1 protein-coding gene is annotated in these 14,670 nt (G+C 76.4%); it reads right to left on the bottom strand.

Annotated features, from left to right (window positions below):
* Positions 1 to 13: 13 nt before the first annotated feature.
* Entirely contained in the window at positions 14 to 14,659 is a 14,646-nt protein-coding gene (locus KBX43_RS00050) for a type I polyketide synthase (RefSeq protein WP_113974790.1), read from the bottom strand.
* Between the last annotated feature and the right edge of the window lie 11 nt (positions 14,660 to 14,670).

Raw genomic sequence — 14,670 nt, 5'->3', positions numbered from 1 at the left:
ATCCCCGGGCGGCTCAGGAGAGCCCGAGGTCCTGGTCGATGAGGTCGAACAGCTCCTGGTTGCTGGCCGCCCGCAGCCGGCCGGCCACCTCGGCGGTGTCCTCCCGGCGTTCCTCGGCGGCGCCGAGCCGTTCGAGCAGGCTGTGCAGGCGCATCGTGATCCGCACCCGGCCGATGTCGTCCGGGTCGCGCAGCGCGAGGGCGCCCTCCAACTGGTCCAGCTCCGCGAGGGTGGGTAGCGCCTCGACCGACGCTTCGTCGAGCAGTTCGGCCCGCAGGTGCTCGGCCAGCGCCTGCGGGGTCGGGTGGTCGAACACCACCGAGCTGGGCAGGCTGAGCCCGGTCGAGCGGGCCAGCCGGCCCCGCAGCTCCACGGCGGTGAGCGAGTCGAAGCCGAGGTCCCGGAAGGGCCGCCCGGCCTCCACGGCGTACGGGCTGTCGTGGCCGATGACCTCGCCCGCGGCGGTGCGGATGAGATCGACCAGCAGCCGTGCCTGTTCGGCCTGCGACAACTCGCCGAGCCGCTTGCGCAGTTCGCCGGCGACCTGGTCGCCGTCCTCGGCGGCGGCGCGCGCCGCCGCGGCCTGGGCGGCCACCTCGGCGATCTCGCTGATCAGCGGCCGGGGCCGGGCGGAGGCGAACACCGGCGCGAAGCGTTCCCAGTCGATGTCGGCGACGGTGAGGGCGGTGTCGTCGCCGTCGAGGCCGGCGCGCAAGGCGGCCATCGCCGGTTCCCGGTCGAGCAGGGACACCCCGCGCCGGCTCATGGCCGCCGCGTGCGCGTCGGTCACCATGCCGCCGCCGGCCCACGGTCCCCAGTTCACCGAGAGGTGCCGGGCCCGCCCGGCCGGCCGGGACTGCGCCCAGGCGTCCAGGAAGGCGTTGCCGGCGGCGTACGCCCCGTGGTCGCCGACGCCCCAGACGGCCGCGATGGAGGAGAAGTGCACGACCAGGTCGAGCGCCTCCGGGTCGAGGAACTCGTCGAGGTGCCGCGCGCCGGCGATCTTGCCGGAGACGACGTCGGCGAGTTCCGCCTCGGTCACGGCGGCGACCGGGTTGAGCCGGCCCACCCCGGCGGCGTGCACCACGGCGTGCACGGTCTCACCGTCGGCGCGCAGGCCACGGACCAGGTCGGCGACCGCGTCCCGGTCGGCCAGGTCGCAGGCCAGCACCCGCGCCTCGGCGCCGAGAGCGGCCAGTTCCGCCACCGCCTCGTCCGCGCCGGGGGCCGCCGCGCCGCGCCGGCTGACCAGCAGCAGCCGCCGCGCGCCGTGCCGGGCGAACCAGCCGGCGGCGTACCGGCCGACGGCGCCGGTGCCGCCGGTGACCAGGACGGTGCCCGGCGCCTGCCAGCCGGCCGGCGCCTCGGCGCGGGGCGCGCGCTCCAGCCGCCGCAGGTACGTCCCGGAGTCACGCACCGCGAGCTGGTCCTCGTCGCCGGCGGCGGTGAGGGCCGCCAGGACTCCCTCGGCGGCGGCGGTGTCCAGGGTGGCGGGCAGGTCCAGCAGGCCCCCCCAGTGCCGGGGGTGTTCCAGCGCGGTCACCAGGCCGAGGCCCCACGTGGTGGCCTGGGCGGGGTGGGCTACGGGGTCGTCGGCGCCGGTGGCCACGGCCCGCCGGGTGAGCAGCCACAGCGGCACCGGTGGCAGGGCGTCCGTGACCGCCTGCACCAGGGCCAGGTTCGCGGTCAGGCCCAGCGGCACGGCCGAGCGGTCGGGGTGCGCCCGCTCGTCGAGGGCGAGCAGCGACACGATCCGGGTGGACGCCGCGGCGGCGAGCTGCCCGGCGAGCGTGCTCCGGTCGGTCGTCGCCGGGTCGACGGCGAGCTGCCGCACGGTGCCGCCCCGCGCGGTGAGCAGTTCGGCGAGCCGGTCGACGACCGGCTGGTCCGTACCGCTGTGCACCAGGGTCCACGTGCCGTCGACGGCACCCGCGACGAGAGCCCGCGGGCGCCAGGTGATCCGGTAGCGCCAGCCGCCGGCGAGGGTGTCCTCCTGCTGCTGGCGCCGCCACCGGTCCAGGTCCGGCAGCAGTTCCCGCAGCGGCCGGTCCGCGTCGAGGCCGAGCCGGCCGGCGAGCGCGTCGCCGTCGCCGGACGCCACGGCCCGCCAGAACGCCGAGTCGACGTCGTCGTGCGCGGCGGCGGGGGTGTGGGTCGCCGCCGCGTCGAGGGTCGGCCAGAACCGCTGGTGGGCGAACGCGTACGTGGGCAGGTCCACCGGGGCGGCGGCGCCGGGCAGCAGTGCCGGGAAGCGTACGGGCACGCCGTGGCAGTGCAGCCGGGCCACCGCGCCGAGCAGGGTGGCCACCTCGTCCTGGCCGGGCCGCTGCACGCCGGTCACGACGACCGGCGCGTCCACCGGCAGCGCGTCGGCGGTCAGTGCGGTCAGCACGGTGTCCGGCCCGATCTCCAGGAACCGGGTCACCCCGTGGGAGTGCAGGTGGGTGACGGTGTCGGCGAAGCGCACCGCCTCGCGGACGTGGCGGACCCAGTAGTCGGGTGTGCAGAGCTGCTCGGGGTCGACGACCGTGCCGGTCAGGTTCGACACCAGCGGCACCGTCGGCGGGGCGTACGACAGGGTCGCCGCGACGGCCGCGAACTCGGCGAGCATGGGCTCCATCAGCGGGCTGTGGAAGGCGTGGCTGACCCGCAGCCGCTTGGTGCGTACGCCGAGGTCGGCGAAGTGGGCGGCCAGTTCGGTCAGCACGTCCTCGGCGCCGGCGACGACGACGGCGGCCGGCCCGTTGACGGCGGCGACGGCGGGCTGTCCCGGCGTGCCGGACAGGGCCCGCAGCACGTCGACCTCGGGCGCGGCGACGGCGAGCATCCCGCCGCCGGGTGGCAGGGCCTGCATCAGGCGCCCCCGGTTGCCGACGAGCGCGCAGGCGTCGGCCAGGTCGAGCACTCCGGCGACGTGGGCCGCGCTGATCTCCCCGACGGAGTGCCCGGCCACGAAGTCGGGCCGGATCCCCCAGTGTTCGAGCAGCCGGAACAGCGCCACCTCGACGGCGAAGAGCCCGGCCTGGGTGAAGACGGTCTGGTCGAGCAGGTCGGCCTCGGCGGTGCCGGGCTCGGCGAACAGCACCCCGCGCAGCGGCCGCGGCAGGTACGCGTCCAGGTGCTGGCACGCCTCGTCGAGGGTCGCCGCGAAGACGGGGAACGTCTCCCACAGGCGTCGGCCCATCCCGGCGTGCTGCGCGCCCTGGCCGGAGAAGAGCGCCGCCAGCGCGCCGCCGGGCTCGGCGGCGCCCCGGGTGAGCCCGGGGTGGTCCTGCCCGGCCGCCAGGGCCCGCAGGCCGGCGAGGGCGGCGTCGGCGTCGGCGGCGAGCAGCACCGCGCGGTGCCGCAGCGGGGACCGTCCGGTGGCCAGTGCCCGGGCCGCGTCGGCCGCGGGCGTTCCGCTGCCCGGCAGCCAGTCGGCCAGCCGGGCCGCCTGCGCCCGCAGGCTGTCGGCGGTGTCTGCCGATACGACCCACGGCAGCAGCGGCGTCCCGTCGGCGGCGCCGGGCGTGCCGCGGCTGGAGCCGGTCGTGGGCGCGTCGGCGCCGGCCGGACGGGGGGCGGCGGTGTCGGCCGAGGGCGTGGCGGGCGCCTGTTCGAGGATCACGTGCACGTTGGTGCCGCTGACCCCGAACGACGACACGCCGGCGCGGCGCGGCCGGTCCACGTCCGGCCACGGCTGCGCCTCGGTCAGCAGCGCGACGGCACCGGACGACCAGTCCACGTGCGGCGACGGCTCGTCCACGTGCAGGGTGGGCGGCAGCAGGTCGTGCTGGAGGGCCAGCACCATCTTGATCACGCCGGAGACGCCGGCGGCGGCCTGGGTGTGGCCGATGTTCGACTTCACGGAGCCGAGCCAGAGCGGCCGGTCGGTGGGGCGCTGCCGCCCGTACGTGGCCAGCAGGGCCTGCGCCTCGATCGGGTCGCCGAGCCGGGTGCCGGTGCCGTGCCCGTCGACGGCGTCCACGTCGGCGGCGCTCAGCCGCGCGTTGGCCAGCGCCTGGTTGATCACCCGCTCCTGCGCGGGCCCGTTGGGGGCGGTCAGGCCGTTGCTGGCGCCGTCCTGGTTCATCGCCGAGCCGCGCACGACGGCGAGGATCCGCCGGCCGTCGCGCCGGGCGTCGGAGAGCCGCTGCAACATCACCAAGCCGACGCCCTCGCCCCAGCCGGTGCCGTCGGCGGCCCCGGCGAACGACTTGCACCGGCCGTCGAGGGCGAGCCCCCGTTGCCGGGCGAACTCCAGGAACGGGCCGGGGGTGGCCATCACCGTCACGCCGCCGGCAACCGCGACGTCGCACTCGCCCTGCCGCAGGGACTGGCAGGCCAGGTGCAGCGCCACCAGCGACGACGAGCAGGCGGTGTCGACGCTGACGGCGGGCCCCTGCAACCCGAAGTGGTACGCCAGCCGACCGCTGATGACGGCGGCGACGTTGCCGGTGGCCTGGTAGCCCTCGGTCTCGACCCGGGCGGCCATCAGCAGCGTCGCGTAGTCCTGGCCGTTGGTGCCGACGAAGACGCCGGTGTTGGTCTCCCGCATGTCGGCGGGCGCGGTGCCGGCCCGCTCGAACAGCTCCCAGGCGCTCTCCAGCAGCACCCGTTGCTGCGGGTCCATCACCATCGCCTCACGCGGAGAGATGCCGAACAGGGCGGCGTCGAAGCCGGCGGCGTCGGTGAGGAAGCCGCCCTCGCGCACGTACGAGGTGCCGGGCCGGTCGGGATCGGGGTCGTAGATGGCTGCCAGGTCCCAGCCCCGGTCGGTCGGGAACTCCGCTATGCCGTCGCGTCCCTCGGCGACGAGTCGCCACAGGTCCTCGGGGCCGGCGACGCCGCCGGGGTAGCGGCAGCTCATCGAGACGATGGCGATCGGCTCGTCCAGCGCGGTGGCGGCCCGCACGGGCTCGGCCGCCGGGGTGTCGTCGCCCGCGAGCCTGCCCGCCAGGTGCTCGGCGAGGGCGTCGGGCGTCGGGCGGTCGAACACCAGGGTCGCCGGCAGGTTCAGTCCCACCGCCTCGGCGAGGCGGTTGCGCATCTCGACGGCGCTGAGCGAGTCGAAGCCGATCTCCCGGAACGACCGGTCCGCCGCCAGCGCCTGCGGCGAGGACAGGCGCAGCACCGCCGCCGCGTGGACGCGTACGAGGTCGAGCAGGACCCGACGGCGTTCCGGTGCGGCGAGGCCGGCCAGCCGGCCGCGGAGCGGGGACGCCGCGTCGGGCGTGCCGCCGTCGCGCTGCCCGGCCGCGAGCAGCCGGGCCACCTCGGGGATGTCGGCGATCAGCGGCCGGGGGCGGGCCAGCGTGTAGGTCTGCAGGAACCGGTCCCAGGCGATGTCCGCCACGGTGAGCGTGGTGTCGCCGTGGTCGAGCGCCTCGGCCAGGACGGAGACCGCGAGGTCGGGGCGCATGGCCCGGACGCCCGAGCGGAACATCTGGTCGGCGGCGCCCTCGGCGTCGACCATGCCGCCGCCGTCCCAGGCACCCCAGGCGACGGCGGTGGCGGCCCGTCCGCGCCGTCGCCGGTCCTCGGCGAGCGCGTCGAGGAAGGCGTTGGCGGCGGCGTAGCCGCCCTGGTGCCCGCCGCCCCAGACGCCCGCGCCGGAGGAGAAGAGCACGAACGCCGACAGTTCGTCGCCGCACGCCTCGTCGAGGTTGACCGCGCCGGCCACCTTGGCCCGCAGGGCGTCGGCGAGGTCGGCGACGTCGGTGGCCGCGACGGGCGCGGCGTGGGCGACGCCGGCGGTGTGGAACACAGCCCCGATGTGGATGCCCTGCCCGGCGAGCCGCTCGACGAGGGCCCGCACGGCGGCCGCGTCGGCGACGTCGCAGGCGGCCACGGTGACTGTGGCGCCGGCGGCGCGCAGTTCGTCGGCCAGCTCGTCGGCGCCGGGCGTGGCGGGGCCCTGGCGGCCGGTCAGCACCAGCTCACCCACGCCCTCGCGGGCCAGCCAGCGCGCCACCTGGGCCCCGATGGACCCGAGGCCGCCGGTGACCAGGACGGCGCCGCTGGCGGGACGCCAGTCCTGCGTCGCGGTGCGCTCGGCGCGGGCGCGGACCAGTCGCCGGGCGAACACCCCGGAGGGGCGCAGCGCCAGCTGGTCCTCCGCGTCGACGCCGGCCAGCACCGCCACGAGCCGGGCCCGGTCCCGGGGGTCCAGCTCGGCGGGCAGGTCCAGCAGTCCGCCCCAGCGGTACGGGTGCTCCAGGGCGACCACCCGGCCGAGCCCCCAGAGCATCGCCTGGCGGGGGCGGTCGAGCTGGTCGGCGCGGCCGGTCGAGACTGCGCCGGCGGTGGCGCACCACAGCGGGGCGGTGACGCCGGTGTCGCCGAGGGCCTGGACCAGGGCGTACGTGGCGGCGAGACCCGCCGGGACGACCGGGTGGGCCGGGTGCGGCGCGTCGTCCAGGCCGAGCAGGGAGAGCACCCCGGCGACGGGCCCGCCGGTACGCGCCAGCCGCTCGGCCAGCACCGGCCGGCCCGTCTCCGGCACGTCGATCCGGACGACCTCGGCCCCGCCCTCGCCCAGCGTCCGGGCGACGCCGTCGACCAGGGGGTGCTCGGCTTCGGCGGCCGGCACGACCAGCAGCCACGTACCGGCGAGGGTGGCCTCCGGCGCGACGGCCAGCGGCTTCCAGGTCACCCGGTAGCGCCACGAGTCCACGGTGGACTCGTCGCGGCGGCGCCGGCGCCAGGAGGAGAGCAGCGGCAGCGCGGGGTCGAGGGAGCTGACCGTGGCCTCGTCGATGCGCATGGCGGCGGCCAGCGCAGACGCGTCGGCGCGTTCCACGGCCTCCCAGAAGCGCCGGTCCGCCTCGTCGGTGCCGGCGGGGGCGGGGGCGGTCGCCGCCGCCGGCTGCGGCCAGTAGCGCCGGCGCTGGAAGGCGTACGTGGGCAGCGGGGGCGGCGGGCCGGTGGGGGCGCCCAGGATCGCCGTCCAGTCGACGGGCACGCCGTGCACGTGCAGTCCGGCGAGGACCGTCAGCATGCGCTGCCAGCCGCCGGCCACGGTGTCGTCGGCGGCCACCACGACGGCGTCGTCGGCCCGCGCGCTCTCGCGGATGCCGGCGGCGAGCACGGTCGCCGGGGCAGCCTCGAGGAGGACCCGGTGGCCCTGGTCGAGCAGGGCGCGTACGGCCGGTTCGGCGTCGGCGTCGGTGGTCAGGTCCCGATACCACCGGGCGGCGTCGAGGCCGTCGGTGTCGACCGGGCCGCCGGTCGTCGCCGAGTACAGCGGCACGTCGGCCGCCCGGAGGGTGATCCCGGCCAGCGCGTCCGGGCCGTCCTCCGCCGGGCTGGCGAGGGCGATCGTCCTCGCCGCGTCCTCCAGCGACAGCGCGCCGGCCACGCAGGCGGCCGCGAGCGCGCCGTGAGCGTGCCCGAGCACGGCGGCGGGTCGTACGCCGAGGGAGCGCCACCAGCGTCCCAGCGAGACGGCCACGGCCCACCGGACGGCCGGCGCCACCCCGGGTTCGGCCGGGGTGGGAGCGCCGTCCGCGCCGCGCAGCACGGCGGCGAGCGACCAGTCCACGTGGGGGGCGAGGGCCGCCTCGCAGGCGGCGATCGCGGTGGCGAACTCCGGTGCCCGGTCCAGCAGCTCGACGGTCGCGGCGGGCCACGGGTCGCCGTGGCCGGGGAAGACGAGGACCGGGTCGGCGGCGCGCGCCGCGACGCCGGTGACGGCGGCGGTGGCCTCGCCGAGGTGGAACGACTCCAGGGCCCGCGTCAGGTCGACGGTGTCGCGGCCGAGGACGACGGCGCGGTGGTCGAACGTGGCCCGGGTGGTGACCAGGGCGTGCGCGACGTCGGCCGGCGCCAGCTCCGGGTGTGCCGCGAGGTGCGCCTTCAGCCGGGCCGCCTGGTCGCGCAGCGCCGGGGCGTCCACGGCGGAGAGCACGAGGGGTACGACGTCGGCGCGCGGCCGGTCGGTGGGCCGCGCGCCGACCGTCTCGGCGGGCGGCTGCTCGATGATCACGTGCGCGTTCGTGCCGGAGATCCCGAACGACGACACCGCCGCCCGACGCGGCCGGTCCACGGCCGGCCAGGGGGTGGGCTCGGTGGCGAGTGCGACCGCCCCGGCGGTCCAGTCGACGTGCGGGGAGGGCTCGTCCACGTGCAGGGTCGGCGGGACGAGGCCGTGGCGCATCGCCATGACCATCTTGATCACACCAGCCACACCGGCGGCGGCCTGCGTGTGCCCGATGTTCGACTTCACCGACCCCAACAGCAGCGGCCGGTCGACGGGACGCTCCTGCCCGTACGTGGCCAGCAGAGCCTGCGCCTCGATCGGATCACCCAGCGTCGTGCCGGTGCCGTGCGCCTCGACGGCGTCCACGTCGGCCGGGGTCAGGCGGGCGTTCGCGAGGGCTTGGTGGATCACGCGCTGCTGCGACGGGCCGTTCGGGGCGGTGAGCCCGTTCGACGCGCCGTCCTGGTTGACGGCCGTGCCGCGCAGGACGGCGTGGATACGCCGGCCCTCCCGCTGCGCGTCGGAGAGTCGTTGCACGAGCAGCACGCCGACGCCCTCGGACCAGCCCGTGCCGTCGGCCGACGCGGCGAACGACCTGCAGCGGCCGTCCTGCGACAGACCCCGCTGCCGGGAGAACTCCACGAACGTGCCGGGCGTGGCCATCACTGTCACACCACCGGCCAACGCCAGATCACACTCACCCGACCGCAACGCCTGCACCGCGAGGTGCAACGCCACCAGCGACGACGAGCACGCGGTGTCGACGGTGACCGCCGGGCCTTCGAGGCCGAACGTGTAGGCGACCCGGCCGGACAGCACGCTGCCCGAGTTGCCGGTGCCGACGTAGCCCTCGACCTCGTCGGCAAGCTCCATCAGCTGGGAGGCGTAGTCGTGGTACATGACGCCGGCGAAGACACCGGTCCGGCTGCCCCGCAGCCGCTGCGGGTCCAGCCCGGCGGACTCGAACGTCTCCCACGACGCCTCCAGCAGCAGCCGCTGCTGGGGGTCCATGGCGAGGGCCTCGCGGGGCGAGATGCCGAAGAAGGCGGGGTCGAACGCGCCGGCGTCGTACAGGAAACCGCCGTGGCGGGTGTACGACGTGCCGGGGTGGTCGGGGTCGGGGTGGAACAGGCTCTCCAGGTCCCACCCGCGGTCGGTGGGGAACTCCCCGATCCCCTCCCCGCCGGCGGCCAGCAGCGCCCACAGTTGGTCGGGCGTCTCGACGCCGCCCGGGTAGCGGCAGGCCATGCCGACAATGGCTAGCGGCTCGTCGGCGCGGGTGGTGGTCCGCGCGCCCGGCGCGGCGGGGCGACCTGCGGCGCCGGCCAGTTCGGCGTGCACATGGGCGGTGAGCGCCTGCGGCGTCGGGTAGTCGAATACGAGCGTCGAGGGCAGCCGCAGGCCGGTGGCCGCGTTCACGCGGTTACGCAGGTCGACGGCGGTCAGCGAGTCGAAGCCCAGCTCGCGGAACGCCCGGTCGGCGGGCACGGCTTCCGCCCCGCCGTGCCCGAGCACCTGCGCGACGAGGCCGCGTACCAGCACGTCGAGCTGGGCGCGCGCCTCGTCGGCGGTCAGGCCGCCGATGCGGGTCGCCCAGGTGGTGCCCTGTCCCGCCTGGCGGCGGGTCGTGGTCGTACCGACCAAGTTACGAAGCATCGGCGGCACCAGGCCGGCGCCGGCAGCGGCCCGGAGGGCGGCCAGGTCGATCACGGCGGGCACCAGGGCCGGCCGGCCGGCGGTCAGGGCGGCGTCGAACAGCCGCAGCCCGGTCTCGGCGCTCATCGCGGTGATGCCGCCCCGGGTCGATCGCGCCCGGTCCGCCTCGTCGAGGGACGCGCCCATGCCGGGGGTGTCCCACATGCCCCAGGCGAGGCTGACCGCAGGCAACCCGAGCTGCCGCCGGTGGACCGCAAGCCCGTCGAGGAACGCGTTACCCGCCGCGTACGCCGACTGACCCGGCGAACCCAACACACCAGCAACCGACGAGAACACCACGAACAAGTCGAGATCCAGCGACGCCGTCGCCTCATGCAACAACCAACCCGCCGACACCTTCGGCGCCAACACCCTTGCCAGACGCTCCTCGGTGACCCGCTCGATCACCCCGTCATCCAGGACACCGGCGGTGTGCACCACACCCGCCAGCCGGCCACCGGCGGAAACCTCACCGACCAGCCCGAACACCTGGTCCCGGTCCGTCACGTCGCAGGCGACCACCCGCACCGACGCACCCAGCGCGGACAACCGCTCCGACAACTCACCCGCACCCGCAGCTGCCGGACCACGCCGCGACACCAGCACGAGAGACCGCACGCCGTGCACCGACACCAGATGCTCCGCCACCAGCGCGCCCAACGCGCCCGTACCGCCCGTCACCAGCACGGCGCCGTCACCCACCACGGCACCGTCCGCCGACGAGGGCGCTACCGCACGCACCAGACGCGGCACGAACACCTCAGCCGAGCGCACCGCGACCTGACCACCGAACGTCACCGGCTCGTCGGCCACGGAACCCAGCACAGCCAGCAGCCCGGCGTCCGCGTCACCGTCGACGTCCGCCAGCACGATGCGGCCCGGATGCTCCGACTGCGCCGAGCGCAGCAGACCCCAGACCGCCGCTGCGGCCAGGTCGGTGACCCGGTCTCCGTCCCCGATCGACACCGCACCCCGGGTCACCACGACCAACCGCGACTCCGCCAGCGCGTCCGCCGCCAGCCAGGACCGCACCGTCGCCAGCACCTGCGACGTCGCCGCCCGCACCGACTCGGGGCCATTGTCGACGGCGGCGGGCATCTCACCGGGGACCGAAGCAGGTTCCGTCTCGGCGTGCAGGGCCCGGCGCAGGCCACCCGCCGGCACCAGCAACAGACGCGGCGCCACACCCGACGCCACGGCGACCGCCTCGACGTCGGCGTACACCGGCAGCTCAGCGACGGCCGGCAGGCCGGCGGCGGGCGAGCCGAGCAGCGCCCACCCGGAGGCGTCCCCGGCCGGGGCGACCTCCTGGGCCTGCCAGGCGACCTCGAACAGCGACCGGGCCGACGCGTCCGGGGACGCCGACACCCCGGTCAGCTCACGCAGGGCGAGGCTGTCCACCGACACCACGGCCGCGCCCGACTCGTCGCACGCGACCAGGCGCACCGCCGAACCGTTGCGGGTCAACCGCACCCGCAGCACCCGCGCACCCGAGGCCCACACCTGCACACCCTCGAACGCGAACGGCACCCGCGCCCCGCCCGAGCCCTCCGAGCCGGACAGCAGCCCGATCGGGTGCAGCGCGGCGTCCAGCAGCGCCGGGTGCACGCCGAACCCCGCGGCGTCACCGGCCACCTCGTCCGGCAACACCACCTCGGCGAACACCTCGTCACCGCCCGCCCACACCCGGCGCAGCCCCCGGAACACCGGCCCGTACGACAGGCCGCGCTCGGCCAGGGCCGGATACCAGCCCGCCACGTCCACCTCGACACCGTCGACCGGCGGCCACTCCCCCACGCCCGGCTCGTCGGCCGACGCCGGCTCCAGCACACCCTCCGCGTGCGAAACCCACTCCGCCTCGGGATCACCCTCGGGCTGCGAGTGCACGGCCACCACACGCACGCCCGCCTCGTCGGCCGCGCCGACGCGTACCTGCACCCGCACCGCACCCGCCTGCGGCAGCACCAGCGGCGCGGCCACGGTCAGCTCCCGCACCCGCGACGCACCCACCTCGTCACCCGCCCGCACCGCCAACTCCACCAGGGCAGCGCCCGGCACGATCACCGCGCCGGAGACGACGTGGTCGGCGAGCCACGCGTGCGTCGACGTCGAGAGCCGGCCGGTCAGCACCACCATGTCCTCGCCGGCCACAGAGACCGCCGCGCCGAGCAGCGGGTGCCCGGCCGCGCCGAGGCCGGCACCGGAGACGTCCGTCCAGCGGCCCGCCGGCTCCAGCCAGTAGCGCTGGTGCTCGAAGGCGTACGTCGGCAGGTCGACGTGCCGGCCGCCGGCCCGGTCGAGCAGGCCCGCCCAGCCGACGGCGCGGCCGTGCACGTGCAGCGACGCGAGGGCCTCCAGGAGGGCCTGCGGCTCAGGCCGGTCGTGGCGCGACACCGGCACCAGCAGGGGCGCCGGCTCGTCCTCCGCGCGCTCGGCGAGGCAGTTCTGCGTCATGGCGGTGAGGACGCCGTTCGGTCCCACCTCCAGGTAGGTGTCGACCTCCTCGGCGCGCAGGCAGTCGACGGCGTCGGCGAAGCGAACGGTGCCGCGTACGTGGCGCACCCAGTAGCCCGGGTCGCAGAGCTGGTCGGCGTCGGCGACGCGGCCGGTCAGGTTCGACACCACCGGGATAGTCGGCGGCCGGAACGTCAGTCCCTCGGCGACGGCCCTGAACTCGGCCAGCATCGGGTCCATCCGGGCGCTGTGGAAGGCGTGGCTCACCCGCAGGCGGCGGGTCTGCACACCCCGCTCGGAGCACACCCGCTGCACCTCGTCGAGCGCCTCGACGTCGCCCGCGACCACCACGGCGGCGGGGCCGTTCACGGCGGCCACGTCCAGCCGGCCGGTCAGCCCCGCCAGGGAGGCGGCCACCGCGGCCTCGTCGGCGGCCACGGCGAGCATGCCGCCGCCCGCCGGCAGGGCCTGCATGAGCCTGCCCCGCGCGGCGACCAGCGCGCACGCGTCGGCCAGGGAGAGCACGCCCGCCACGTGCGCCGCCGCGATCTCGCCGATGGAGTGCCCGGCCATCAGGTCCGGCACCACACCGAACGACTCGATCAGCCGGAACAGGGCCACCTCGACCGCGAACAGGCCCGCCTGGGTGAACACCGTCTGGTCCAGCAGCTCCGCCTCGGGCGTGCCCTCCGACGCGAACAGCACCTCCCGCAACGGACGCGGCAACAACGGATCCAGGTGACCACACACCTCGTCCAGCGCGGCGGCGAACACCGGGAACGCCCCGTACAACCCGCGACCCATGCCGGGGCGCTGCGCGCCCTGGCCGGAGAAGAGGAAGGCCACCCGGCCACGCGGGGCCGACGCGCCGGTGGTGACGGCGCCGGTCGGCTCGCCCGCGGCGAGGGCCCGCAGCCCGGCGAGCAGGTCGTCGGCGTCGCCGGCCAGGACGACCGCGCGGTGTTCGAGCCCCGCGCGGCTGACCGAGGAGACCGCGACGTCCACCGGACGTGGGGCGTCGACGCGGGCGAGGTGGTCGGCCCAGCGGCCGGCCTGCCCCGCGAGCGCCTCTGGCGTACGGGCGGAGAGGAACACCGGGGCGAGCGGGAGCGCGACCGGCGCGTCGACGGCGGAGGGTGCCTCGTCGGTGGACGGGGCGTCGTCGCCGGGCGCCTCCTCCAGGATGACGTGCGCGTTCGTACCGCTGATGCCGAACGACGACACGGCGGCCCGGCGCGGCCGGTCGGTGGCCGACCACGCGCGCGCCTCGGTCAGCAGCGAGACCTGCCCGGCGGACCAGTCGATGTGCGGGGACGGCTCGTCGACGTGCAGGGTGGCGGGCATGGTGCGGTGGCGGATCGCCTCGATCATCTTGATCAGGCCGGCGGCGCCCGCGGCGGCCTGGGTGTGACCCAGGTTCGACTTGACCGAGCCCAGCCAGAGCGGCCCGCCGTCGCCCCGGTCCTGCCCGTACGTGGCCAGCAGCGCCTGCGCCTCGATGGGGTCGCCGAGGGTGGTGCCGGTACCGTGCGCCTCGACCACGTCGACGTCGGCCGGCGAGAGCCGGGCGTTGGCGAGGGCCTGCCGGATCACCCGCTCCTGCGACGGGCCGTTGGGGGCGGTGAGTCCGCTGCTGGCGCCGTCCTGGTTGACCGCGCTGCCCCGGACGACGGCGAGGATGCGCCGGCCGTCGCGGCGGGCGTCGGAGAGCCGTTGCAGGAGCAGCACGCCGACGCCTTCGGACCAGCCGGTGCCGTCGGCGGCGGCGGCGAACGACTTGCACCGGCCGTCGGAGGCCAGGCCCCGCTGGCGGGAGAAGTCGGCGAAGGTGCCCGGGGTGGACATGACCGTCACACCGCCGGCGAGCGCGAAGTCGCAGTCCCGCTGGCGCAGCGCCTGCGTCGCGAGGTGCACGGCGACCAGCGACGACGAGCATGCCGTGTCCACAGTGACGGCCGGGCCCTCCAGCCCGAAGGTGTACGCCACCCGGCCGGACACCACGCTGCCGGAGTTGCCGGTGCCGATGTAGCCCTCGACGCCGTCGGGCAGGTCCAGCACCCGCGACGCGTAGTCGTGGTACATGACCCCGGCGAAGACGCCGGTCCGGCTGCCACGCAGCGCCTGCGGGTCGATGCCGGCGTGCTCGAACGCCTCCCAGGAGGTCTCCAGCAGCAGCCGCTGGTGCGGGTCCATCGCCAGGGCCTCGCGGGGGCTGATGCCGAAGAAGCCCGGGTCGAACTGTGGCGCGTCGTAGAGGAAGCCGCCCTGGTTGCTGGTCGACGTGCCCGGGTTGTCCGGGTCGACGTTGAAGAGCCGCTCCAGGTCCCAGCCCCGGTCGGTCGGGAAGTCGCCCACCCCGTCGCCGCCCCGGTCGACGAGGTCCCACAGCTCGGCCGGGCTGGACACCCCGCCCGGGAACCGGCACGCCATGCCGATGACGGCCATCGGCTCGCGGTCCTTGGCCTCCACCTCGCGTACCCGCCGGCGCGCGTCGCGCAGGTCGGCAGTGGCACGCCGGAGGTAGTCGAGGAACTCTGCCTCAGTGGGCATCGGGCCACTCC

The organism is Micromonospora sp. C41 (assembly GCF_018070485.1).
GTDB classification, from domain to species: Bacteria; Actinomycetota; Actinomycetes; order Mycobacteriales; family Micromonosporaceae; genus Micromonospora; species Micromonospora chalcea.
The sequence above is the reverse complement of the archived record's forward strand: the minus strand, read 5'-3'. Positions and strand labels throughout refer to the sequence as shown.